Raw genomic sequence first — 24,802 nt, forward strand, 5'->3', positions numbered from 1 at the left:
TTTATGCAGCCTTTGTTTTTCCGGTTCCCTCATGCGCCGCCTTGGTGCGGGCCTGCAGGTCGCGCAATGTCTTCAGTTCGAGTTCGCTTGGCGCGGGTGTTTCGTCAAGCGCCTCGGCGAACTTAACAACCCAGCCACAGCGCTCCTGCACCTGCTGACGGGTGACGCCCGGATGCAGCGACACGACCGTGAATTCCTTGGTCACCGGATCCGGCTTCCAGAGGGCGAGATCGGTGACCAGCAATGTCGGGCCGGATGTATGGATGCCCAACCGCTGTCGGTGATCGCCGCCCTCGCCATGGCCGAAGGAGGTGACAAAGTCGATCTTCTCGACCATGCCGCGCTTGGTCTGCGCCATGGTGATGTAGATCTCCTTCGACGACGTCGCGATCTCCGGCGCGCCGCCGCCGCCGGGCAGTCGGGTCTTGGGATGGAAATAGTCGCCGATGACAGTGGTGTTGATGTTGCCGAACTTGTCGAGCTGCGCCGCACCGAGGAACCCGATGGAAATGCGGCCGCCCTGCAGCCAGTAGCGGAACATCTCCGGTACGGCGACGGTGGTGACGGCGGTTTCGCACAATTCGCCATCGCCGATCGACAGCGGCAGCACGTCGGGCGCCGTACCGATCGTGCCGCTCTCATAGATCAAGGTGATGTCGGGCGCATGCGTCAGCCGCGCGACGTTGCAGGCCGCGGACGGCGCGCCGATGCCGACGAAGCAGACATCGTCATTCCTCAGCGCCCGGCTCGCAGCGATCGTCATCATCTCGTTGGGGGTGAAGCCCAGCTGATTCTCGCTCATGCCGCGTTCCGCAGATGCGAGACCCGGGCCGCGAAATCGTCGGGACTTTTCTCGATCACGTTTGCCTGCATCCAGGCCCGGAATTTCTCGCGGTCGGCCGCGACCTCGTCCCATTCGAGATAGGCGGCATTGTCGCGCGCATAATAGCCATGGGCATAGGAGGGGTGCGAGCCGCCGGGCACGACCGAGATCGCCGCGATCGTCCAGCGGGGCAGCACAGTCAGATTGGGGTGAAGATCGTCAAAATTGTCGACCACCTCCTCCACCGTCACCACCGCGCGCGTCGCCGCCAATACCGCCTCCCTCTGGACGCCGATGATGCCTTCGACCAGCACATTGCCTTTCCGGTCGGCTTTCTGCGCATGGATGAAAGTGACATCGGGCCGGATGGAAGGCACGGCCGCCAGCATCTCGCCGGTGAACGGACAGGTCACCGCTTTGATGTTCGGATTGACATCAGCCAGCCCCGTGCCGCGATAGCCGCGGAACACCGCGCAGGGCAGGCCGGCCGCACCCGCCTCATAGCCATTGGCCATGCCGGCATGGCTGTGTTCCTCGACCGCGATCGAGCGGGGAAAACCGTTCTCGATCGCATCGCGGGCGCGCCGCAGCAGGCCGACACCGGGATTGCCGACATAGGAGAAGACGATTTTCTGGGCCATGCCCATGCCGATCATCTGGTCGTAGATCAGGTCCGGCGTCATGCGGATCAGGGTCAGGTCGCGATATCCCTGGCGGATCGCCTCATGCGCCGCAGCCGTCGGGATCAGGTGGGTGAAACCTTCGAAGGCAGCGGTGTCGCCATCGTTCAGGTTCTCCGCCACGGCCTGTTTGAGCGGCAGGAACTTGACCATCGCGGCGACTCCCAGAGTCCAAAAAGTTCGTATTGCGAACACATGTATTGAATGCGATACTTTCTAAACTCCGTTGAGCCGGGGTGTCAATCGTGGCGAGATCGCCCGGACCGAGAGATGAGATGGACGACGAGACCGTTTCCCGTGATCACGTCGGCTCGCTCGAGCGCGGACTCGGCGTGATGGAGATATTGGCCCGCCATCCCTCCGGCATGACCCTGACCGAAATGGCCGAAGAAGCCGGCCTGACCCGTGCCGGCGCCCGGCGATTCCTGCTGACGCTCACCGCTACCGGCTATGCGACGCAATCCGGGCGTGTATTCTCCCTGTCCCCGCGCTTGCTGACCGTTGCCCGCACCTGGCTCGGCGGCGCCTCGCTGTGGAGCTTCGCCGCGCCGATCATGCGCGCGGTCGCCGCGCAGCTGAACGAGGCCTGCTCTGCAGCGATCCTGTCGGGCCAAGATGTCGTCTATGTCGCCCGCATTCCCGGCCGGCGGATCCTGAGCGTATCGCTCGATGTCGGCACCAGGCTACCCGCTTATTGCACCTCGATGGGGCGGATGCTGCTGGCGGGGCTGACACCGGCGGAATTGGACGCGTTCTTCCGTAAGGCAACGGTCGAGCGGCGGACGCCGAAGACAATTGTTGAAAGACCGTTGCTGGCAAAGGCCATTGCCAAAGCCAGAATGGATGGCTTCGCCATCGTCGACGAAGAGCTGGAACTCGGCCTGCGCTCCATCGCCGTGCCGATCCGCGACCGCGCTGGGCGCACGGTCGCGGCGATCAATGTCTCGACCCAGTCGGCACGGTTTTCCGTCGCGGATATGGAGCGGGAGATCTTGCCTGCGCTGCTTGAGGCCAGACAGCGTGTCGAGGATTTCTTTGTCGTCTGAAAGAGGGCTGTTAGGCTTCCCTGGCGTTGGCCCGCCAGCGTCTAAATAGCGCCCTCAATGCTTGATCCGGTCGCGCATCGCGTACCACAGCATGCCCAGCACATAGAGCGGCCCGCGCAGCGCCGTGCCGCCCGGGAACGGCATTGGTGTCAGCGTCGAGAACAGGTCGAGCCGTGAGGCATCGCCGGTGATCGCCTCGGCCAAAAGCTTGCCCGAGAGCGTCGACAGGATGACGCCCTTGCCTGAATAGCCGTGCGCGAAATAGACCTCGCCATAGTGCCCGACATGCGGCAGCCGCGACGTCGTTACCGACACCAGCCCGCCCCAGGCATGGTCGATGCGGCAGCCCTTGAGTTGCGGAAAGGTGCTCTCCATGTGCGGCCGCACGAAGCCGGCAATGTCGGCCGGCGGTGACGGCGTGTAGCGCTCGCCGCCGCCGAACAGCAGGCGTCCATCGGCGGACATCCGGTAATAGTTGACGACGAAGCGTGTGTCGGACACCGCGACATTGGCCGGGATGACGTTGCGCGCGCCCTCCAGCGGCTCGGTGGCGACAATGTAGTTGCCGACCGGCATGATGCGACTGTTGACGCGCGGCTCCAGCCCGTTGAGCAGCGCGTCGCCCGCCAGCACGACATGTCTGGCCCGCACCGATCCCTTTGCCGTCGAGACCCGGATCGAGGGCTCGCGCTCCAGCTTCACGGCCACCGAGTTTTCGTGGATGACCACCCCGGCCGCGACAGCCGCGCGGGCAAGCCCAAGCGTGTAGTTGAGCGGATGCATGTGGCCGCCGAGCGGCTCATACATGGCGCCATGATAAGGCGCGTCGGCCTTGGCCCGAGCCGCCGCCGCCGAGAGTATCTCGACATCGCGGAATTTCATCACGCTCTCGAGGCACTTGGCCTCTTCTTCCAGATCCCTGAGGTCGGATCCGTTGACCGCGCCGACCAGATGGCCGGTCAGCCTGAGATCGCACTCGATGGCATTGCGTTCGATGATGTCGAGCACCAGGCCGCGCGCCTCGAAAGCGAGGTCGAACAGCACCTTGGCCCGCTCGGCTCCGTAGAGCTTGACCAGACCCTTGGCGCCCTTGCGCAGGCCGGGGATCATCTGGCCGCCATTTCGGCCCGATGCGCCCCAGCCGATCTTGCCGCCTTCGAGCAGCACCACCTTCAGCCCGCGTTCGGCGGCGTGAAGGGCGGCCGACAGCCCGGTGCAGCCGCCGCCGACGACGACCAGGTCGGTTTCGGCATCGCCGACGAGCGCTGGATGGTCCGGCGCCGGATTGGCGGTGGCGACGTAGTAGGATTTGCCGATGTCGAGACCGGAATTGAAACCCGTTGAAGATGCCATGATCACACCTTCAGCAAGAGATGGTCGCGTTCCCAGCTCGTCACCACGCTTTGGAATAGGTCGAGTTCGACGCTCTTGACGCGCAGATAGGTCTGGAAGAAGTCCTCGCCGAGCAGCTCTCGCACCGGGGCACAAGCCTCGAAACGATCCAGCGCCTCCTCCATGGTCTTAGGCAGCGTGCTCCTGATCTTGTAGGCATTGCCCGACGCCTCGGCCGAGCGCGCCAATTTCTGCTCGACGCCCAGATAGCCGGCAAGCAGCGACCCGGCGATCGCCAGATAGGGATTGCAATCCGCCCCAGGCAGCCGGTTCTCCACCCGCCGCGCCGCGCGTCCCCCCGCCGGCACACGCAGGCCGCAGGAGCGGTTGTCATGTGACCACTCGATATTGGCGGGTGCGCTGTGGTTGGGCCTTATGCGGCGGAAAGAGTTCACGTTTGGCGCGAACAGCGGCATGATTTCCGGAACATATTTCTGCAATCCGCCGATGAAGTGGCCGAACATCCCGGTGTCGGCATCGTCGCCGCTGGCGAAAAGCGCATTGCCGGCCTCGTCGACGACCGACATGTGCAGATGCATCGAGCTGCCGGCCTGGGCCGCGATCGGCTTGGCCATGAAGGTCGCATGCATGCCGCATTGCTGCGCGGCCTGGCGCGTAAACCGCTTGAACAAAAGCACCTGGTCGGCAAGCGGCAGGGCGTCACCATGCAGCAGGTTGATTTCCAGCTGCGCCGTGCCCGATTCATGGATCAGCGTATCGAGCGGCAGACCGGCCGCCGCTGAATAGTCGTAGATGCGCCGGATCACCGGCTCGAATTCTTCCAGCGCGGCCATGTCATAGGGATGCTGCACACCCTCGGCGCGGCCATTGGCGCCGACCGGGGCGGTGAGGGGCTTGTCCGGATCGGGATTCGGTGCGGTCAGATAGAATTCAAGTTCCGGCGCCACCACCGCGCCCCAGCCGCGCTGGCGATAGAGATCGAGCACGGCGCGCAGCACATGGCGTGGCGAGGCCATCCATGGCCTGCCGTCCATGTGGAAGGCGTCGGCGAAGACATAGGCCTTGCCCGCCCCCGCACCCGGCGCCAGGCATAGCGTCGAGACATCGGGCACCATGCGCATGTCGGGGTCCGAATAAGCAAAACCCTCGTCGATAGAGCCGGAATAGCGACCGTCGATGCTGACCAGGAAGGCGCTGCTCGGCAGGTAGAGCGCGCGGTCTTCCAGCGCCTTGAGGAGTTTGGCGGTCGGCAGCGCCTTGCCGCGCAACACGCCGTTCATGTCGGGCACCAGGCACTCGACCTCGATGATGCCGTGCTGCGTGAGCCAGGCCTTGGGGTCGTTGATTGCGGTATTCGTGTTCTTATCAAGCATTTCGTTCATGTCCGTATCGGGGAGAGAATGGCTTGCGCGGCCACGTCCGTTCCGGATTTCAGCGCCATCTCGGCTGAATTGTCCCTGAGGCGGGCGGGCGTGGCGTCATCGGCCAGCAGGCCGAGAATGGCTCTCTTCAATCCCCCTTCGGTCCAGCCGTCGCGGCCGATATGATCGCCGGTCTCTCCGGCGCGTTGCGCATTGTCGTCCCAGCAATAGAGCATGATCAGCGACGGCACGCCGAAGCGCAGCGCCTCGCAAAAGCTTTTATTGCCGCCGTGGTGGATGAAGGCTGGGCGCCCCGGGCGGGCAAGGCCTGTGCGATGCCAATGCAGTTTAGCGCGGCGCCAGAGCCCGCCTTGGAAAACAGCGCGATGGTCGGGCTGGCTTTACGCGTCAATTCATCCTCTTCAATCCGGCCGGCTGATCACGCCGAACAGTGCGGCCCCGTGCCTGGCCGCCTGCGGCCGCCGGCTGCGGGAGAGGCGCAGGTGGATGCGAAACAGATCGGCACCCATTTCATATCGCCGGTTGTCGAGATGGTCGAGTGTATTGAGGTGCTCGCGCAACGATTGCTTCGGCCGGAAGACGTTGATGCATGACCCGGAACGGCTCATTGGTACTGCCGCGCTCGCCGGTCCGGTCTTGTCGCCGCATTTCCAGCCTCTCGGCAGGCCCGCCCTGATGCGCTCACCACCAGTCTTGTGGGCCACCAGCCAGTCGACAAGCCGCGCTCGGCTTTTTTCGCCGACAATCAGGTCGAAGCGAGGAGCGGTTCTGCGTTGTGGTTGAACGGAAGGGCTCCAGGAGGAAAACAATGCCGCCGGGCCAAGCCCAGCGGCATCTCCTTTGGTGACTACTGCCTTTTCAGCGACGAACCGCTACGGCGTCGTTCCCGCCTGAAGCTTGGCCGCCGTCTGGTCGATCTTGCCGGCAAGAACACCTTGGGCCCAGGCCGTGACCTCGGCGTCGACCGGCTTGTTGGCCATGTCGGTCAGCGCCGCATCGAGCGATGCATCATCGGTGCCGACCGCTGCCGCCGCAGCCGCGGCCGCAGCCTCATCGGCCGCAGTATTGTCGGCGTCGACCACCGCCTGCTGGGCAGTGATGTCAGCCTGCAGAGCCGATATCTGGCCGGGCAGGGCCGCCTGCTGTTCGGCTGTCATGGCGTCGATTTCGGCCTGAGACAGCGACGTCAGTGCGCTCAACTGCGAATTCAGCGTATCCAGTTGAGCCTGGGCCGCGGCAGCTGTGGCAGCGGCCGCCGCAGCCGCGGTCTGCGCGTTCTTGGCTTTCGCGGACTGCGTCACGAATGCCTGAACGGCGGCGAACTTCTTGCTCTTGGAGTTCATATAGGCGTTGACGTTGCGCTGCAGCGAATTCAGCCGGCCAAGCTTGGCGTGGATATTCTTCTCCTTGGGCACGGACGAGACCTTTGTGTTCGTATCGACCGTGGCGTCGGCCGTTGTGTCCGTGTCCGTCTTGGCTGCCCGTCCCGGTGCCGACGATGACTTGCCGTGCGAAGCACCGCTGTTGCCGTTGCCATTCCCATGGGTGCCGCCATTGCCGCCGCCATTGCCGTTGCCGCCGCCATTGCCTCCAGCATTGCCGCCGCCATTGCCATGCCCATTGCCGGCGAGCGCCGGAGACGCCAGAAGCGCCAATGCGGCCACGGCCGCGAACAGTGTTTTCCGGTTTGTCATGCTAATCTCCTCGGGAATCGCCGCACTCGCCCACCGCTGAACCACCTGCGTATGAGAAATCACTAATCATACCCGGTAAACTTTAGACAAATGCGGTCTCAATCCGAGAGCGCGCGCTGCATCGGATCAATAACCAATTGAAAAGACAAGGAAATATACCGCTTTGACCTGGCTTGGCACTGAAGTCCCATGCCCGCCAGACCATGGTCTTGTGCCGTCCGGCATCCCGCGAAACGACAGAAAAAGCGGGGCTGAACTGGGAAAGGTCGATCGATCAAAGCAGCGTCAGCCGATGCTCTCGCCGCCGTCGATCACCAGCGCTTGCCCGGTCATGAAGGATGAACGGTCCGAGACCAGGAACAGGATCGCCTCGGCGATCTCTTCGGCCACCGCCCAGCGCCCCATCGGGATCTTGGTGCGGACATAGGTTTCGATCGCCTCGCGTCCGCCCATCTGGGCGATGAACGGCTCGTTGAATGGAGTGTCGACCCAGCCCGGGCAGAGCGCGTTGACGCGCACATTGTGCCGGGCATAGTCGAGCGACATCTGCCTGGTCATCGCCACCACGGCATGTTTCGACGTCGCATAGGCGATCATCTCGCGGTCGTAGAACACACCCGAATTCGAAGCCGTGTTGAGGATGACGCCGCCGCCTTGCGCGATCATCGACGGCATGACGATCCTCGCCGCGAGGAATTGCGCCCGCACATTGACCCGCCAGGAGGCGTCCATGCCGGCGGTCTCGACCTCGGTCAGCGTGCCGCCGACCTGGATGCCGGCATGATTATGCAGGATGTCGATGCGCTGATGTCTGTCGAGCGTTCCGACGATGAGCTGGTCGATCGCATTGTCGTTCGAGACGTCGGTCGCGATCGCCTCGGCCCGGCCGCCCGCCGCCCGGATATCCGCGGCCGTTGCCTCGCCGGCGGCTCCATCCCTGTCGGCGATAACGACCACCGCGCCTTCCCTGCCCATGATCATGGCTCCGGCACGTCCGATGCCGGAGCCGGCGCCTGTCACCACGGCGATGCGGTCTTTGAGGATCATGGAGCGGCTTTCAGTTTGACGGCTTGCGCTGGCGCAGTTGCCATTGGGCAAGCACCACGAGCAGGACGGAGGCGACGAGCACGATCGTCGCGATGGCGTTGATCTCCGGCGTTACGCCGCGCCGGATAGAGGCAAAGACATAGATCGGCAGCGTCGTCTGCGCGCCGGCGACGAAGAAGGCGACGATGAAGTCGTCGAAGGAGAAGGTGAAGGCGAGCAGGAAACCGGCGACCACCGCCGGCATGATCTGCGGCAGGACGATCGAGCGGAAGGTCGTTAACGGCGTGGCGTATAGATCGCTGGAGGCCTCGACCAGATTGCGATCGAGGCTGCCGAGCCGCGTGCCGACGATCATCGTCACCAGCGCCATCGAGAACAGGCCATGCGCGGCGATGATCGAGCCGTAGCCGAGCGACAGGCGCGGCGGCTGGTCGCCCGGCCAGACCGAGGCGAGGAACGGATTGACGACCGCGAACAGCTGAACGAGCGCGACCAGCGTCGAGATGCCGATGACGACGCCCGGAACGACGATCGCCGCGCCAAGCAGCCCGTCGAAGACGGCGCGGGTTCTGGCGCCGACACGCGCCAGGCCAAGCGCCGCCGCGGTGCCGAACACCGCCGCCAGCAGGGCGCTGGTGGTGGCGATGAACAGGCTGTTCTTCAGCGCCTCGACCAGGAACGGGTTGGACAGGGCCTTGCCATACCACTGCACCGAGAAACCGGTGAACTCGCTGGCATGGTGGCCGGCGTTGAAGGAAAACAGCACGACCAGCACGATCGGCAGATAAAGGAACGCAAAGACGGCAATGACGAAGGCGCGCATCAGATGAGGTCCACCCGGCGAGCGCCCGCAACGCGGTTCGAAATGCGGTTGGCGACAATCAGCACCACCACCGAGACCAGCACCAGCGTGATCGCGATGGCCGACCCGAACGGCCAGTTGCGCGATTGCAGGAAGAGGTCGACCAGCGCGTTGCCGATGAAGAACACCTTGCCGCCGCCAAGCAGCGTCGGGATCAGGTATTCGCCGAGCAGCAGGATCATGACCAGCGAGAAGCCGGTCATCACGCCCGGCAGCGACAGCTTCAGGGTCACGCCGAGAAAGGTCGACAACGGCCTCGCGCCGAGATCGGCGGAGGCCTCCAGCAGCCTTCGGTCGAGCCGTTCGAGGCTGACATAGATCGGCAGGATCATCAGCGGCAGATAGCCGTAGACGATGCCGAGCAGGACCGCGCCCGGCGTGTTGATCAACCTGACATCCTCGATGCCGGCAAAGGCGAGCAGCGCCGGGATGCCGCGTCCACCCAGAATGTACATCCACGCATAGGTCCGCATCAAAAGGCTGGTCCAGAACGGAATGACGACCAGCGCGAGCAGGATCAGCCGCCAGCGCTGCGGCGCCTGCAAGGCGAGGTAATAGGCGACCGGATAGGCGACAAGCAGGCAGGCGAGCGCGCCCACTGGCGCCAGCACCATCGTGTTCCAGAACGCGGTCGCCCGTGCCGGGAGATTGGCATACTGCGCCAGCGTGAAGGCTGCCTGGTAGCCGCCCTCCGGCGCCCGCTCGCCGACGCTGAACACGGCGATGGCGATGAATGGCAGCACCAGGAACACCACCAGCCATGCCGTCGCCGGCGCGAGCAGCAAGGCGGTCAGGAAATTACGCCGAAATCTGTTGCCGTGCATCGAAACCGCCCCGGTGCCGGCGGGCATGGGCCCGCCGGTCGATTGTCTTTATCCAGGCCAGTCTCAAGCCGATTTGAAGCGCGCCATCAGTTCGGCACGGCCCGGGTCGGTCAGCGTTGCCGCCGCGCCGAATTCGAGCGGCGTCAACAGCTCCGCCGCCGGGTAGAGGATCGGATTGTCGAGCACTTCCTTGGGCAGCAGCTTGTTGACGCGCGCATCCGTCGAAGGCGCGCCGTTGGCGAGGTGCTCCTTCACCGCGACCTGCGGGTTCATCAGATAGTTGAGCAGCGCGTAACCGGCGGGCTTGTTGGGCGCGTCCTTCGGGATGGCATAAAAATCGGTCCAGATCTCGCCGCCCTCCTTGCCCAGCACATAGGCGATCTCGGGAATGTCGCGATGCAGTTGCGCGCCGTCATTGGTCCAGCACATCGTCATCCACGCGTCGCCCGCACGCATACCCGGCTGGTAGTCGGACGAGACGGCGAACAGATGCGGCTTGACCTTCAGCAGCAGTTCCTCTGCCTTGGCGAGCTCGTCCTGCTTCAGCGAATTGAACGAATAGCCGTAATATTTCAGCGCGTTGCCGATGGTGGTGAGCTGGTAGTCGTGCACCATGGTGCGGCCATCGCCCTCGGCCATGGCGGTATCCCAGAACTCCTTCCAGCTCGTCATCGGCTTGGTCAGCTTCTTGGTGTTCACTGCAAAGCCCGTGGTGCCCCAGTTCTTCGGCACGGCGTAGATCACCTTGTCGATCGTGCCCTCGGAGGTGAAGCGCGGATCTTCCTGCGCACCGTCGAAATTCGGCAGCTTCGCCATCTCCAGCGGCTCGATAATGCCGAGCTTCTTGTAGGTCGAGATCGTATAATTGGTCGGCACGAACAGGCTCCAGCCCGAGGCGCCGGCCTGCAGCTTGGCCAGCATCTCCTCATTGGAGCCGAACACGTTGACCTCGACGGCGACGCCGGTGTCCTTCTTGAAGTTCTCGAAGGTCTGCGGGTCATGGTAATTCGGCCAGGTGGCGATCGACATGCGGTCGCCAAGGCTTTCGGCGGCGAAGGCAGGGGTCGGCATGATGCCGATCTCGCGCGCCATCACCGCCGTTGCGATGCCAAGGCCGGTGAGGCCAAGGAAGTCGCGGCGGCCGATCGAGCCGCGCTTCAGGCGCATCAGCTGGTCGACGAAATTCTCGGGGCTTATCGGCAGTCCGTCACGATATGATTTCGACATGTTTGTTTACCCTCTGGTTGGTCCCGTTGTTCTTGGTTTCCGGAAACGCCAGCGGCGTTCCCGTGGCATAGCCGATGGCGACGGGTTCACCCGGCTTGAAGAGATTGCCTTGGCCGATCAGGTGATCAGCCTTGGCGAGCAAAGTGCCGATGCCCTGCACTTCGATCGCGTATTCCGCGGTCGAGCCGAGGAATATCCGGTTGCGGACGATGCCCTTGAGCCGGCCGCTTTCGGGAGCGCCAAGGCTGAGCGATTCGGGGCGCAGACTAACCGAGACGGTCTCGCCTTGTCGAAGCGCGGTTCGCTTGCGCGCCGCGATCACAGTGCCGTCCGCCAGCGCCACGTCCACCAGGTCGCCCGTGTGCCCGGCGACGGTGCCGCTCAAGAGATTGGTCTTGCCGACGAAATCGGCGACGAACAGGTCGGCCGGCTCGTCATAGATCTCGCTCGGCTGGCCGAGCTGGACGATGCGCCCGCCATTCATGACGCAGACGAAATCGCTCATCGACAGCGCTTCCTCCTGGTCGTGGGTCACCAGCACGAAGGTGATGCCGATCTCGCGCTGCAGGTTCTGCAGCTCGATCTGCATGTCGGTGCGCAGCTTCTTGTCCAGCGCCGCAAGCGGTTCGTCGAGCAGCAGCACCGCCGGCTTGTTGACCAATGCACGCGCCAGCGCGACACGCTGCTGCTGGCCGCCGGACAGTTCGTGGATCTTGCGGCCGCCATAGCCGGCGAGCCGCACCATTTCGAGCGCTTCGCCAGCCCGCCGGCCGATATCGCGCGACGACAGCCGTGGCCTTGCCTGGCGCAGCCCGTAGGAAACGTTGGCTTCGACATCGAGATGCGGAAACAGCGCGTATTGCTGGAACACCATGTTGACAGGCCGTCGGTAGGGCGGCGTGCCGGCCATGTCCTGGCCACGGATGAACACCTGGCCTTCGCTCGGCTGTTCGAACCCGCCGATCATGCGCAGGCAGGTGGTCTTGCCGCAGCCGGACGGTCCAAGCAGCGCAACGAAGGCGGAGGGCGGCACGGCAAGGTCGATGCCGCTGACCGCGGTCACCGCGCCATAGCGCTTGGCGACGCCGCGAAATTCGATGTCGGGCACTGCGGTCAAGGCTGCGGGCTCCAGGACGATGCGATTTCAAGACGCTACCAGAGCTAATGGCAGCTAGTATATACCTCGCAGGTGGTATATCTGATCTATTTTCCCGTTTAAGGGGGTATTGGATTGAGCGCTTCCCGCAGCGACGAATACCGCCGGCTCGCGACGCTTGTCGCGGCGACGCGGGAGACGAGCGGCGATCTCTTCGGCCAAGCGATGGTCGATTGGCTGCGGCAGCATGTCGGCTTCGACCATTGCGTGATCTTCGGCTATCGGGGTGCCGCGCGCCCGCCACTGCTGTTCGAGACCTTCACGCCGGCCGAAAGCCACGTCTTCGTCGCGCTCTATCAGGAAGGCCCCTATCTGCTCGACCCCTTCCATCACGCGGCGGTCGAGCGCAAGGAAGGGTTCTGGCGCATGCGCGAACTGGCTCCTGATCGCTTCTACGCCAGCGAATATTTTCGCTCCTATTACAGCCAGACCAGGCTGGCCGAGGAAGTCGGCTTCTTCGTGCCGCTGCCGGGCAAGGACGCGCTGGTGCTGTCGCTGATGCGGCTCAGCGCTTCCGGTCCGTTCGGCACCGCCGATGCCAGGCTGCTGCGCGACATGGCGCCGGCGGTGATCAGCTTCACCAGGCTGCGCTGGCCAACTCTTCCCGCCGACGAACCGGCCGAGACGAAGCAGGACGAGGAAATCACCGAGGTCAACGAGTTCGACCGCGCCCATATCTGGAAAAGCCTGTCGCTGACGCCGCGCGAAAAACACGTCGTCGACCTGGTGCTGCAGGGCCATTCGACGGAATCGATCGCCAGGGCCATGCGCATCGTGCCGGGAACCGTGAAGGTTCATCGCCGCAACATCTACCGCAAGCTCAACATCAAGTCGCAGGCCGGCCTTTTCGCCCGCTTTGTCGAGATCATCGACGGGCGGATCCGGTAATTCCCACAGGCCGCTGACTACGCTGGATCAGGCTTCCCATGACCGGTTTCGGCCATCCGCTCGAGCAAGGGCGCCGGTTTGAAGACATCCTTGCCCGTCCGCTCATGCCAATACCTGAGTCGCCCGACGATCCTGGCCGCGCCTTCGAGCCCGGCCCAGAACATCGGGCCGCCCTTGCCGATGGGAAAGCCGTAGCCATTGACCCAGACGACATCGATGTCGGACGCACGGGCCGCGATGCCCTCCTCCAGAATCTTCGCGCCTTCGTTGACCAGGGGATAGAGTGTGCGCTCGATGATTTCGTCGGCGCCTATCGTGCGCGGCACGATGCCCTTTTCCGCCGCCTTGTCGCGGATCAGCGCCTCGACCTCGGGATCGGGCACCGGCGTGCGCGAACCGTTCTCGTAGAGATAGAAGCCACGGCCGGTTTTCTGGCCGAAGCGCCCCTGTTCGCACAGCGTGTCGGCGATGACGGCCGTCAGGCCCCGCGCCTTGCGGTTGCGCCAGCCGATGTCGAGGCCGGCAAGGTCGCCCATCTGGAACGGACCCATCGGCCAGCCGAAATCGGTGAACGCCTTGTCGATCTGGCTGGGGGTTGCGCCTTCGAGCAGCAGCGCTTCGGATTCCGAGCCGCGCGCGGCCAGCATGCGGTTGCCGACGAAGCCGTGGCAGACGCCGACGACGACAGCCACCTTGCCGATCCGGCGCGCAAGGTCGATCACGGTCGCCAGCGCATCAGGCGCCGTTTTTTCGGCGCGCACGATCTCCAGCAGTTTCATGACGTTGGCCGGCGAGAAGAAATGCAGGCCGAGCACATCCTGCGGCCGCGAGGTCGAGGCGGCGATTTCGTCGATGTCGAGATAAGAGGTGTTGGTGGCGAGGATGGCGCCCGGCCTCGCCGCTGCGTCGAGCTTCCCGAAGATTTCTTTCTTGACCGCCATGTCCTCGAACGCCGCCTCGACGATCAGGTCGCACTCGGCGAGATCGGCATGGTCGATCGTGCCTTTGAACTGGGCGAGCCGCTGCCGCTTGGCATCCTCGCTCAAGGAGCCGCGTGCAACCGAGACGGTGTAATTCTTCTCGATCGTCGCCAGCCCGCGCCGCAGCGCCTCCTGGCTGGTTTCCAGCAAGGTGACGGGAAAGCCGCCATTGGCGAAGGCCACGGCAATGCCGCCGCCCATCGTGCCGGCGCCGATGACGCCGACGCGGGCGATCCTGCGCTTGACGACATCCTTGCCGGGAAGCTTGGCCGCCTCGCGTTCGGCGAAAAACAGATGCCGTTGGGCGCGCGACTGGTCGCTGGCGACAAGCTTGACGAACAGCGCCCGCTCCTCCGCCAGCGCCTCGTCGAAGGGCAGCGTGACGGCATTGCGCACCGCCTGCGCACAGGCGATTGGCGCTTCGAGGCCACGCGCTTTGCGGGCAATATCCGCGGCCTCCGCATCGAAGGCGGCAAGGTCGGTTTCCTTCAGGACGTCGTCGCGGTCGCGCACCGGCGTGAACGGACCGCCCTTGCGGGCCATTTCGCGGGCGAAATTCACGGCGTGGGTGGTCAGATCGCCTTCGAAAACGGCATCCACCAGGCCGGCGCCGTAAGCCTCATCGGCACCGATCCGTGCACCGGAAACGATCATCTTCAATGCCTTGGCGGCGCCAACCAGGCGCGGCAGCCGTACCGTGCCGCCGCCACCGGGCAGGATGCCGAGCTTCACCTCGGGCAGGCCGAGCCTGGCGCCTTGATCGGCAACCCGGAAATGGCAGCCGAGCGCCAATTCCAGCCCACCGCCGAGCGCGGTACCGTGGATGGCAGCGACCGTCGGCTTGGCAATGGCTTCCAGCACCGCCACGATGGAACGCAATTCCGGCTGTCGCATCGGCTTGCCGAATTCGGTGATGTCGGCACCGGCAACGAAGGTCCGGCCGGCGCAAGCAATGACGATGGCGGCGACCGATGCGTCATCGCGCAAAGCGACCAGAGCCTGCATCAGCGGTTCGCGGACGTGGAAACTCAGCGCGTTTACCGGCGGATTGTCGATGGTGACGATGGCGACGCCACCCTCGTTCGCGACGCTGACAGAACTGGACAAGTGGAGGCCTCCCAAGACCGGCTGAGATTGGGGACCGGTTTACAAGGCCACGCCGCGAATGGGAACCGGCTGGTCCAATGGTTGGCGGACAGGCTGCGGTCACGCCGGAGACGTTGCGGTCAGCGCACCGCCTTCTCGCCGCCCGCAGCCGTGATCACCCCTACGATGATAAGCCCGGTCAGCAGGAGACGCACCCCGGCGCTGACGCCGAATGTGTTAAGCATGGTGAGCAGCAGAACCAGGAACAGCGCCGCGCCCCAGACGCCGGGCACATTCGCCTTGCCGCCCGCCACCGACGTGCCGCCAATAACGACCACGGCGATCGAAGCGAGCAGGTATTCGTTGCCGATGTCGACATTGGCGCCGCGGAAATAACCGGCGAGCAGCGCGCCGTCGATGCCGCCGAGCGCGCCCGACAGCGTATAGGTGAGAAAACGGATGCGCCCGACATTGACGCCGGCGAGCCAGGCGGCGCGGATGTTCTGGCCGATCGCCAGCACCGAGCGGCCATAGATCATGCGCTGCAAGGCGATGGCCGCTGCGATGGTGAACAGCACGGTGAGGATCGCCAGCACGGGCACGCCCAGCACCTGCCAGTTGGTGAAATCGGCGAAGCCAGGCGGCGGCTTGATCTGCAGTCCGCGCCCATAGCTGATGTCGACCGACTGGATGATGAAGCTCGCCGACAGCGTGGCGATGATCGGCGGAATGCGCAGCGCCCAGATCAAGAGATAGTTGATGGCGCCGATCGCTGCGCCACAGGCGAGCGCCGCCAGCAATCCGACCAGGATCATGGCATCGCTGCCGCCCATCACCTTCATGGCGACCGCGCTGGCGAGGCCGATATTGGCCGGCAGCGACAGGTCGACATTGCCGGGTCCAAGCGTAATGACGAACATCTGGCCGACGCCGACGATGACGGTAAACACGGCAAGCGACAATGCCGCCGTGACCATGCCGCCGCCGCCATAGCCCCCGGTGAAGGCGATCGTCGCCAACCACACCAGCAGCGCACCGACAAACGACCAGATCCAGGGTTTTGTGAGCAGGGTTTTCAGCGAAGCCATCGCTCACCTTTCCTGCGGCTGATCAGCACCCGCGCCGCAAGCACGATGATCAGGATGGCGCCGTTGGCGGCCACCTGCCAGTCGGGCGGAATGTGCATGAAGGTGAGCAGCGGCGAGGCGGCCAGCGCCAGCGTCAGCGCGCCGATGACGGCGCCGATCGGCGAGACCCGGCCGCCGACGAACTCGCCGCCGCCGAGGATAACGCCGGCGATGGCCAGCAGCGTGTAACCATTGCCGATATTGGCATCGGCCGAGGTGGTGATGCCGATCAGCGCCATGCCCGACAGAACGCCGAACAGGCCGGCCAGCGCAAACAGCACGATCTTGGTCTTGAGCAGCGACCAGCCGGCGCGCTTGAGCGCCGCGGGATTGCCGCCCGAGCCGCGCAGGATCACCCCGTAGGAGGTACGCATCAGGCCGAAATGCACGACCGCCGCGATCAGCAGCGCGGCGATGATCGGAAACGGAATGAAAGGCGGCTTGAACGACATGATCGCCAGCAGCCAGTCCGGCGCCTTGCCGCCCGGTTTTGGCAGGACGAGAATGGCGAGGCCCTGCCAGACGAAGCTCATGCCGAGCGTCACCACGATGGAGGGCAGGTTGCGCAGATGGATCAGCGCGCCGAGCAGCGCATAGATGCCGATCGATCCGGCGAGAATAAGGACTCCAACGAGCGGCGCATCCTTCAGCCAGGTCGCGGTGACGCAACCGACAAAACCGACAAAGGTGCCGATCGAGAGATCAAGCTCGTTGCCGGCGATGACGAACATCTGCGCGATCGTCGCCAGCGCGATCGGAATCGCCAGGTTCAACATCAGACTGAAGCCGAAATAGCTGATGGCGCGCGGATTGAGCCAGGCGATCGCGAGCAACACCAGCGCCAGCGATAGAGCGGGCAGCAGGCCGCGCAACAGCCGCGCCCGCGCCGCCGCATTGCGTGCCGCCGATCCCTTGAAGCCATTGTCGATTGGCGTCGCCGTCATCTCAGGCCGCATCGCCGAAGGAGGACTGGATGATCTTCTCTTCGGTCAGCTCGTCGCGCGTCAGATTGGCGACGATGCGGCCGTTCTTGAAGACATAGATGTGGTCGCAATTGTCGAGCTCTTCGGTTTCGGTCGTGTACCAGAGGAAGGTGCGTCCGCGGCCCGCCTCCTCGCGCACGAGATCGTAGACCTCCAGCTTGGTACCGATGTCGACGCCGCGCATCGGGTCGTCCATCAGCACGATCTGGGCATCGGAGCCGAGCGCCCTGGCGAACAGCGCTTTCTGCTGGTTGCCGCCCGACAGCGAGAAAATATTGTTGTTCATGTCAGGCGTGCGGATGCCGATCTTCTTCTGCCAGAACGCGGCCAATTCCGCCTCACGCTGGGGTGAAATCAACAGCCCGTTGCGCAAGCGCGCCAGCGAGCGGATGCCAATGTTTTCGGCAATCGACCATTGCGGGAAAATGCCATCGGACTGGCGGTCGCCCGCCACCAGCGCCACCGGCGCCGTCACCTCGATGCCGGCCTTGGCGCGTGCGGCGGCGTCAAAGATGCGCAGCAGCAAGTCGGTCTGTCCGTGACCGGCCAGCCCGGCAAGGCCGATGATCTCGCCCGCGCGCGCGACGAGGTCCTTGCCATCCGCCTGTCCGGCCGGCCGCGCCCGCACGCGCAGCGGATTGGCGTCTGTGTTGGCGGCGGCGGCCTGCGCGGCGGTCTTCGCACGCGCCTCGGCTCCGCCCATCACGGTCACCAGCCGGTCGCGATCAAAGTCACCAGCCGCGTCCGACGCCACCACCTTGCCGTCGCGCATCACCACGATCCGGTCGGCGTTCCGCAGCACCTCGCCCAGCACGTGCGAGATCAGGATGCAGCTTTTGCCACCAGCGACGAAGCGGCGCACGAAGGCCAGCAACTGGCCCGATGTGTGCGCGTCGAGCGACGAGGTCGGTTCGTCGAGGATGACCAGGTCGAGCCGGTCCTGCGTCACGGTGAAGGCACGCGCCACCTCGACCATCTGGCGCCGGCCGATCGACAGATCGCCGACAATGTCCCAGGCCGAGATGCCATGGTCCGGAAAGATTTCGTCCAGCTTGGCGGCGATCAGCTCTGCCGCCTTGCGCCGCCAGCCGAAGCCGGTGAGCGAAGCATGGTTGATACGCGTGTTTTCGGCGACGCTGAGATTGGGGCACAGCGACAGTTCCTGGAACACGCAGCGTATGCCGCGCTGCTGCGCCCGCGACACCGAGTAGTTGTCCTCGATGCCGCCATGCACGGTGATCGTGCCGCTGTCAGGCGTCGAGGTCCCGGCCACCATGTGCATCAGCGTCGACTTGCCGGCGCCGTTATGGCCGACGAGGCCGACGCATTCGCCGGGCCCGACATGAAAATCCACCCCGCCCAGCGCCCTGACGGCGCCGAAATGCTTTTCGGCACCGTCAAGTCTTACGATGTCAACACTGGCGGCGCCGAATTGGTTTTCGGCGCCGTCCGGTCTGATGATGTCCGTGTCGCCTGCAGCCATGCTCAACGATATCCGCTCGGTGATGCCCGCGGCAACGCGTCTGCGACTTTCACTTGATATTGGCTTTGATCGCCGCGATGGCATCTTCCTGCGTGTATTCGTGGGTGGCGACACCGCCCTCCTTGATCTTGGGCAGGGCCGCCTCGAAATCGTCCTGGGTGAAGGCCAGATACGGCACCAGCAGATCGTGCGGAATGTCCTTGCGGCCATCGAGCACCTGCTGCGCCACCCAGAAGGCGAGCGTCGATACGCCCGGCGCGATCGAAGCCGACCAGGTCTGATAGCCGTCCTTGTCCTTCTGTTCCTTCCACCACTTCAATTCATCCTGCCGGTTGCCCATGATGATGGTCGGGCGCGGCTTGCCGGCGGCGGCGAAGGCTTGCGCGGCGCCATAGCCGTCACCGCCCTGGTCGACGATGCCGACGACGTCGGGCAGCGACGGCAGGATGGTCGCCACCGCCTTCTGAGCCGTGGTCTGGTCCCAGTCGCCGGTGACAGAACCGACGATCTTGAATTCGGGATGCGCGGCCACGCCTTCGAGGATGCCTGCGTGGATGGCATCATCGATCGAGGTGCCGGCAAGCCCCCGGATTTCAAGCAGATTGCCGCCCTTGGGCTGGAACTTGGCCATCTGTTCGACTTCCTGCTTGCCCATGTCCTTGAAGTCGACGACGACGCGGTAGGCGCAGGGCTCGGTGACGGTGCCGTCGAAGGAGACGACGGTGATGCCGGCATCGCAGGCCTGCTTGATGGCGCCGTTGAGCGCATCCGGCGAGGCGGCGTTGATGACGATGGCGTCATAGCCCTGCAGGATCAGGTTCTGCACCTGGGCGGCCTGGGTCGGCACCTCCTTGTCGGCAGTGGTGAAGACATCAGCCGAGCCGACGATCTTGTCGTCGACGGCCTTCTTGGTGACGATGCCATAGCTGTCGAGCATCGCCTGCCGCCACGAATTGCCGGCATAATTGTTGGAGAACGCGATCTTCTTGCCGCTGGTGTCGGCAAAAGCCGTACCGGCCGCGAGCACCGCCGCAAGCGTGCTGAGAACCAATAGTTTCTTCATGTGATACTCCTCCCAAGAGTTGCTGATCAGTTTGATTGTCGACGAATTTCGCGATTGAGATCCTGTTTTTTATCTATTGTCAGACAAAAGTGCAGAAGGCCGGCGGGCTGTCAACTGCAATCCGATGTGCGCCGGCGATCAACTTGCGGTGCGCTGATTGAAATGGCTTCGTTTGATGGCTAGGCATGCGGGCCAGGAGAGCGAACAAGCATGGCAGTGACGCCGACTGTGCCGCCGGGCGCACCGGGAATTCCCGCGCGCTGGACCTCTAGCGCCAAGAGCGGAGTCGGCTCGGCGCTTTCGCCGTCCAGCCGCGTCTGGTTCACCACCAGCCACGGCATCCTGAACGAGGTGTACTATCCGCGCGTCGACAGCGCCTGCACGCGCGACCTCGGCCTGATCGTCACCGGCATGGATGGCTATTTCTCCGAGGAGAAGCGCGATGCCTCGCACGGCATAGAGCCGTTCGAGGACGGCGTGCCCGCCTACAGGCTGGTCAATACAGCCGACGACGGCGCCTACCGGATCGAGAAGCGTATTCTGGCCGATCCGGCGCGCCCGACCTTGCTGCAGGAAATCACCTTCAGCCCGCTCAAGGGCTCCGCGGCCGACTACCGCGTCTACGCGCTTCTGGCGCCGCATCTGGTCAATGCCGGCATGGGCAACACCGCCTGGATCGGCGAGTACCAGGGAAAACCCGTCCTGTTTGCCTCGGGGCGCGGCACCTGCCTGGCGCTGGCCTCGTCCCTGCCCTGGCGGGATTGCTCGGCCGGCTATGTCGGCTTCTCCGACGGCTGGCAGCAACTCAACAGCGCCGGCAAGCTCGACACGGCTTGCCGGCGTGCCGAGGACGGCAATGTCGCGCTGACCGGCGAGATCGGCTTCACCGCCGCCAACACAAAAACCATGCTGGCGCTGGGTTTTGGGACGACACCGGACGAAGCCGCCGAAAACGCCTTCGCCAGCCTGGAGCGGGGTTTTGAACCGGCGGCGAAATCCTACGTCGAACAATGGCGCGAATGGCAGGCGGGGCTGCTGCCACTGGACCGCCACGCGGTCCCCGGAGTGAACAGCTACCGCGTCTCCACCGCGGTGCTGGCAACCCACCGGTCGTCGGCAATGCCCGGCGCTGCGGTGGCCAGCCTGTCGATCCCATGGGGGTTCAACAAAGGCGACGATGATCTCGGCGGCTACCATCTGGTCTGGCCGCGCGACCTGGTCGAAACGGCGGGCGGCTTTCTCGCCGCCGGCGATGCCGCCTCGGCACTGCGGATCCTGGAATATCTCCGCTCCGTCCAGCAGCCGGACGGCCATTGGCCGCAGAACGCCTGGCTCGACGGCACGGCCTATTGGCCCGGCATCCAGATGGACGAATGCGCCTTTCCCTTGCTGCTGGCGGATGCCCTGCATCGCGCTGGCCACTTGCCGCATGCCAGGCTGAAGGCCTTCCTGCCGATGATCGAACGCGCCGCCTCCTATGTCGTGCGCAATGGTCCGGTCACCGGCGAGGACCGCTGGGAAGAAGACGCCGGCTATAGCCCGTTCACGCTGGCCGTCGAGATCGCGGCACTGCTTGCCGGCGCCGACCTGCTCGACGCCTACGGCAAAGCGGCGGAGGCGGCCTACCTGCGCGAAACCGCCGACTGCTGGAACGACCAGGTCGAACGCTGGACCTATGTCACCGGCACCGCCATCTGCAAGGCCGTCGGGGTCGGCGGCTATTACGTCCGCATTGCGCCGCCAGACGACCCCGAAGCCGGCTCGCCGAAGGACGGCTATGTGCCGATCAAGAACCGGCCACCAGGCGACACCGACCGACCGGCCGAGGAAATCGTCAGCCCGGACGCGCTGGCCCTGGTGCGCTTTGGCCTGAGGGCCACCGACGATCCGCGCATCGTCGACACCGTCAAGGTCATCGACGCGCTGCTGCGCTGCGAACTGCCACAAGGGCCGCTCTGGTACCGCTATAACAGCGACGGCTATGGCGAGCATGAGGATGGCGCGCCCTTCGACGGCACCGGCCAGGGCCGGCCGTGGCCCCTGCTTGCCGGCGAAAGGGCGCATTACGAGCTGGCCGCCGGGCGCAAGGACAAGGCGTCCAGCTTGCTCGATGCGCTGGAGCGGTCGGCCGGGCCTGGCGGCCTGCTGCCCGAACAGGTGTGGGACGGCGCCGATATTCCCGAGCGCGAGCTGCTGCATGGCAAGCCATCGGGCAGCGCCATGCCACTGGTCTGGGCGCATTCCGAACACATCAAGCTGCTGCGCTCGCTACGCGACGGCGCCGTCTTCGACATGCCGCCGCAAGGCGTGAAGCGCTACATCCAGGACAAGACCGTATCGTCGTTCAGGGCATGGCGCTTCAACAACAAGATCCGCGCACTGCCGGAGGGCAAGACATTGCGCGTCGAGCTGTTGACGGCGGCCACCATCCATTGGAGCACGGACAATTGGGCAACCGCCCACGACAGCCGGACAGCGGAAAACGCTTTCGGCCTTCACCTTGTCGATCTGCCCACGGCCAGCCTTCCCAACGGAAGCACGCTGATCTTCACTTTTTTCTGGCCCGGAACCGGCGATTGGGAGAATGTCGACTTCTCCGTCATGTCAGGCGCGCAGGACAGCCAGTAGATCCTTCCTCGACAACCCCAGAAAATCTCTAGGAACAGGGACGAAACCATGCAGATCGGAATGATGGGACTGGGCCGGATGGGCGCCAACATGGTGCGGCGGCTGATGCGCGACGGCCACGAATGCGTCGTCTATGACATCAACCCGGCCAGCGTCGCGGCGCTTGTGAGCGACGGCGCCTTGGGGGCGGCATCCCTGGAGGAATTCGTCGGCAAGCTGGCCAAGCCGCGCTGTGTCTGGCTGATGCTGCCGGCGGCGATCACCGGCAGGATCATCGATCAGGTCGCGGCGCTGATGGAGCCCGGCGACATCGTCATCGACGGCGGCAATTCCTACTATCACGACGCCGTCGACCAGGCCGCGAAACTGGCCACCAAGGGCATGCATCTTGTCGATGTCGGCACCAGTGGCGGCGTCTGGGGGCTGGAGCGCGGCTACTGCCTGATGATCGGCGGTCCCGACGTGGCCGTGCAGCACCTCGATTCGGTCTTTGCCACGCTGGCGCCTGGCGCTGATGCCGGAGCGCCCACCCCGGACAAGACCGCCGGCACCGCGCCCTATGGCTACCTGCATTGCGGACCGAGCGGCGCCGGCCATTTCGTCAAGATGGTGCACAACGGCATCGAATACGGCGTCATGGCCGCCTATGCCGAAGGCATGAACATCCTGAAGTCGGCCAATGCCGGCAAACGGCAGCGGACGGCGGACGCCGAGACAAGCCCGCTGGAAAACCCGCAATACTACCAGTTCGACATCGACCTTCCGCAGGTGGCGGAGGTGTGGCGGCATGGCAGCGTCATCGGCTCCTGGCTGCTCGATCTCACCGCCGGTGCGCTGAAGAGCGATCCGGGTCTGGCGCAATTCGGCGGCCGGCTCTCGGATTCCGGCGAGGGCCGCTGGACGCTGAAGGCGGCGATCGACACCGGCGTGCCGGCACCGGTGCTGTCGTCGGCCCTGTTCGACCGCTTCTCCTCGCAAGGCGAATCCGAATTCGCCGACAAGCTGTTGTCTGCCATGCGCTATGCCTTTGGCGGGCACATCGAAAAGCCGAAGGGCGGCAAGTGACGGCGACAGGGGAGACGCACGCATGAGCCAGGAACGGTCCGATACGCTGGTGCTCTTCGGAGCGACCGGCGACCTCGCCCACAAGAAGATATTTCCAGCGCTTTACCAGATGGTCGCCAAGGGCACGCTCACCGAACCGGTGATCGGCGTCGCCTTCGACGCCTGGGATTTGAAGCAGTTGCAGGACCGCGCCCGCGACGGCATCGTCCATGCCCTGGGCGCCGTCGATGAGACGGTCTTCGCCAAGTTCGCGTCGCTGCTGCGCTATGTCAGCGGCGACTATCGCGATCCCACGACCTTCGAGAAGCTGAAGACGGCACTCGGCAGCGCCCAGCGGCCGCTGCATTACATGGCGGTGCCGCCGTCCATGTTCGAGACCGTCGTGCAAGGGCTGGAGCAATCCGGCACCGCGCACGGCGCGCGGCTGATGGTCGAAAAGCCGTTCGGCCACGATCTGCAGTCGGCGCGCTGGCTGAACCGAGTGCTGCACCTGGTGTTCGACGAACAGTCGATCTTCCGCATCGACCACTATCTCGGCAAGGAGGCGATCCAGAACCTGCTCTATTTCCGCTTCGCCAACTCCCTGCTGGAGCCGATCTGGAACCGCAATTACGTCGAGAGTGTGCAGATCACCATGGCGGAGGATTTCGGCGTCGAGGGGCGCGGGCGGTTCTATGACGATGTTGGCGCCATCCGCGACGTCATCGAGAACCATCTGCTCAACATCCTGCTGCTCCTGGCCATGGAGCCGCCGGTCGGCCGCTCCGCCGACGACCTGATCGACGAGAAGGTGCAGGTGTTGCGCGCCATCCGGACATTGACGAAAGACGATGTCGTGCGCGGCCAGTTCACCGGCTATCTCGCCGAGCCCGGCGTGGCGCCGAACTCGCCGGTGGAGACCTTCGCGGCGGTGCGCTTCTTCGTCGACACCTGGCGCTGGCAGGACGTGCCGTTCTTCATCCGCGCCGGCAAGAACATGCCGGTGCATGTCACCGAGGTGGTGGTGCGGCTGAAACGGCCGCCGCTCGACGTCTTCGACCCGATCAAGCCCGCCGACCAGAATTACGTCCGCTTCCGCATCGACCCGCAGGTGATGATCGCCATCGGCGCCCAGCGCAAGGCGCCGGGCGACGACATGATTGGCGAGCAGGTGGAACTCACCGCGCTCGACGATTCGAAGGGCGACATGCCGCCCTATGAACGGCTGATCGGCGACGCCATGAACGGCAACGGCCAGCTCTTCACCCGCCAGGACGCCGCCGAACTCGCCTGGCGCATCGTCGGTCCGGTGCTCGGCGACACCACGCCGCCGCATCTTTACGAGCCGAAGACGTGGGGGCCAGCGGACGCCATGGCCGGCTTCGGGCCGCCCAATGGCTGGATCGACCCGGTCGCATGAGTGGAG

At 64.7% G+C, this 24,802-nt stretch carries 22 protein-coding genes; 5 read left to right on the forward strand and 17 right to left on the reverse strand.

Features of this window, described 5'->3' with window-relative positions:
* Position 1: 1 nt before the first annotated feature.
* Entirely contained in the window at positions 2-802 is an 801-nt protein-coding gene (locus LB524_RS20075; protein WP_140712329.1) for a CoA-transferase subunit beta, read from the reverse strand.
* A complete protein-coding gene (locus tag LB524_RS20080) occupies positions 799-1,656 on the reverse strand; it encodes a CoA transferase subunit A (RefSeq protein ID WP_224529582.1) in 858 nt (285 codons plus the stop codon). The genes LB524_RS20075 and LB524_RS20080 overlap by 4 nt, the downstream gene beginning before the upstream one ends.
* Before the next feature lie 122 nt (positions 1,657-1,778).
* Between LB524_RS20080 and LB524_RS20085 the strand changes: the two genes are divergently transcribed.
* Positions 1,779-2,549: an IclR family transcriptional regulator C-terminal domain-containing protein gene (locus LB524_RS20085; RefSeq protein WP_140712327.1), complete on the forward strand. Its 771-nt coding sequence runs from the start codon at positions 1,779-1,781 to the stop codon at positions 2,547-2,549.
* A gap of 54 nt (positions 2,550-2,603) precedes the next feature.
* Here LB524_RS20085 and LB524_RS20090 read toward each other — a convergent pair whose 3' ends face one another.
* The 10 genes from LB524_RS20090 to LB524_RS20135 form a co-directional block, all read right to left on the reverse strand.
* Positions 2,604-3,902, reverse strand: a complete 1,299-nt coding sequence (locus LB524_RS20090) for an NAD(P)/FAD-dependent oxidoreductase (RefSeq protein WP_181174480.1) — start codon at positions 3,900-3,902, stop codon at positions 2,604-2,606.
* A gap of 2 nt (positions 3,903-3,904) precedes the next feature.
* The gene (locus LB524_RS20095; RefSeq protein WP_318012232.1) at positions 3,905-5,275 is read right to left on the reverse strand and encodes a glutamine synthetase family protein; all 1,371 of its coding nucleotides are present in this window, start codon (positions 5,273-5,275) and stop codon (positions 3,905-3,907) included.
* Positions 5,276-5,280: 5 nt separating this feature from the next.
* Entirely contained in the window at positions 5,281-5,514 is a 234-nt protein-coding gene (locus tag LB524_RS20100) for a hypothetical protein (protein WP_041163291.1), read from the reverse strand.
* A gap of 171 nt (positions 5,515-5,685) precedes the next feature.
* On the reverse strand, positions 5,686-6,093 hold the full coding sequence (locus LB524_RS20105; RefSeq protein ID WP_224529586.1) for a hypothetical protein: 408 nt from the start codon (positions 6,091-6,093) through the stop codon (positions 5,686-5,688).
* Between the two features lie 63 nt (positions 6,094-6,156).
* The gene (locus LB524_RS20110) at positions 6,157-6,978 is read right to left on the reverse strand and encodes a hypothetical protein (RefSeq protein ID WP_140719804.1); all 822 of its coding nucleotides are present in this window, start codon (positions 6,976-6,978) and stop codon (positions 6,157-6,159) included.
* Between the two features lie 285 nt (positions 6,979-7,263).
* Positions 7,264-8,025, reverse strand: a complete 762-nt coding sequence (locus tag LB524_RS20115; protein WP_140874621.1) for an SDR family NAD(P)-dependent oxidoreductase — start codon at positions 8,023-8,025, stop codon at positions 7,264-7,266.
* Positions 8,026-8,035: 10 nt separating this feature from the next.
* Positions 8,036-8,848, reverse strand: a complete 813-nt coding sequence (locus LB524_RS20120; protein ID WP_023771844.1) for an ABC transporter permease — start codon at positions 8,846-8,848, stop codon at positions 8,036-8,038.
* Positions 8,848-9,711 carry an ABC transporter permease gene (locus LB524_RS20125; protein WP_140660488.1) on the reverse strand — a complete coding sequence of 288 codons (864 nt, stop codon included), beginning with the start codon at positions 9,709-9,711 and terminating at the stop codon, positions 8,848-8,850. The genes LB524_RS20120 and LB524_RS20125 overlap by 1 nt, the downstream gene beginning before the upstream one ends.
* A 63-nt stretch (positions 9,712-9,774) precedes the next feature.
* Positions 9,775-10,938, reverse strand: coding sequence for a PotD/PotF family extracellular solute-binding protein (locus LB524_RS20130; protein ID WP_140660487.1), 1,164 nt, complete (start codon positions 10,936-10,938; stop codon positions 9,775-9,777).
* Complete coding sequence (locus LB524_RS20135) at positions 10,919-12,055, reverse strand: ABC transporter ATP-binding protein (protein WP_224529588.1); 1,137 nt, start codon at positions 12,053-12,055, stop codon at positions 10,919-10,921. Before LB524_RS20135 ends, LB524_RS20130 begins: the two co-directional genes overlap by 20 nt.
* Positions 12,056-12,169: 114 nt before the next feature.
* Between LB524_RS20135 and LB524_RS20140 the strand changes: the two genes are divergently transcribed.
* Entirely contained in the window at positions 12,170-12,982 is an 813-nt protein-coding gene (locus LB524_RS20140) for a response regulator transcription factor (RefSeq protein WP_224529589.1), read from the forward strand.
* 17 nt (positions 12,983-12,999) lie between these two features.
* Here LB524_RS20140 and LB524_RS20145 read toward each other — a convergent pair whose 3' ends face one another.
* The 5 genes from LB524_RS20145 to LB524_RS20165 all read right to left on the reverse strand — a co-directional run bounded on the left by LB524_RS20145 (position 13,000) and on the right by LB524_RS20165 (position 19,704).
* Complete coding sequence (locus LB524_RS20145; protein WP_224529592.1) at positions 13,000-15,069, reverse strand: 3-hydroxyacyl-CoA dehydrogenase NAD-binding domain-containing protein; 2,070 nt, start codon at positions 15,067-15,069, stop codon at positions 13,000-13,002.
* A gap of 119 nt (positions 15,070-15,188) precedes the next feature.
* On the reverse strand, positions 15,189-16,136 hold the full coding sequence (locus LB524_RS20150; protein WP_023771850.1) for an ABC transporter permease: 948 nt from the start codon (positions 16,134-16,136) through the stop codon (positions 15,189-15,191).
* Entirely contained in the window at positions 16,124-17,119 is a 996-nt protein-coding gene (locus tag LB524_RS20155) for an ABC transporter permease (protein WP_181177736.1), read from the reverse strand. Before LB524_RS20155 ends, LB524_RS20150 begins: the two co-directional genes overlap by 13 nt.
* 1 nt (position 17,120) lies before the next feature.
* Positions 17,121-18,641: a sugar ABC transporter ATP-binding protein gene (locus tag LB524_RS20160; protein ID WP_224529594.1), complete on the reverse strand. Its 1,521-nt coding sequence runs from the start codon at positions 18,639-18,641 to the stop codon at positions 17,121-17,123.
* Positions 18,642-18,690: 49 nt separating this feature from the next.
* Positions 18,691-19,704 carry an ABC transporter substrate-binding protein gene (locus LB524_RS20165; RefSeq protein WP_140822767.1) on the reverse strand — a complete coding sequence of 338 codons (1,014 nt, stop codon included), beginning with the start codon at positions 19,702-19,704 and terminating at the stop codon, positions 18,691-18,693.
* Between the two features lie 210 nt (positions 19,705-19,914).
* Between LB524_RS20165 and LB524_RS20170 the strand changes: the two genes are divergently transcribed.
* The 3 genes from LB524_RS20170 to zwf are packed head-to-tail and all read left to right on the forward strand — an operon-like array spanning position 19,915 to position 24,796.
* Positions 19,915-22,332, forward strand: coding sequence for a glucan 1,4-alpha-glucosidase (locus tag LB524_RS20170; protein WP_224529595.1), 2,418 nt, complete (start codon positions 19,915-19,917; stop codon positions 22,330-22,332).
* A 48-nt stretch (positions 22,333-22,380) separates the two neighbouring features.
* Positions 22,381-23,397, forward strand: a complete 1,017-nt coding sequence (gnd, locus tag LB524_RS20175; RefSeq protein ID WP_224529597.1) for a phosphogluconate dehydrogenase (NAD(+)-dependent, decarboxylating) — start codon at positions 22,381-22,383, stop codon at positions 23,395-23,397.
* A 22-nt stretch (positions 23,398-23,419) separates the two neighbouring features.
* On the forward strand, positions 23,420-24,796 hold the full coding sequence (gene zwf / locus LB524_RS20180) for a glucose-6-phosphate dehydrogenase (protein ID WP_224529599.1): 1,377 nt from the start codon (positions 23,420-23,422) through the stop codon (positions 24,794-24,796).
* The last annotated feature ends 6 nt before the right edge of the window (positions 24,797-24,802 follow it).

The sequence above is a fragment of the Mesorhizobium sp. ESP6-5 genome, assembly GCF_020164695.1.
Taxonomy (GTDB): Bacteria; Pseudomonadota; Alphaproteobacteria; order Rhizobiales; family Rhizobiaceae; genus Mesorhizobium; species Mesorhizobium australicum.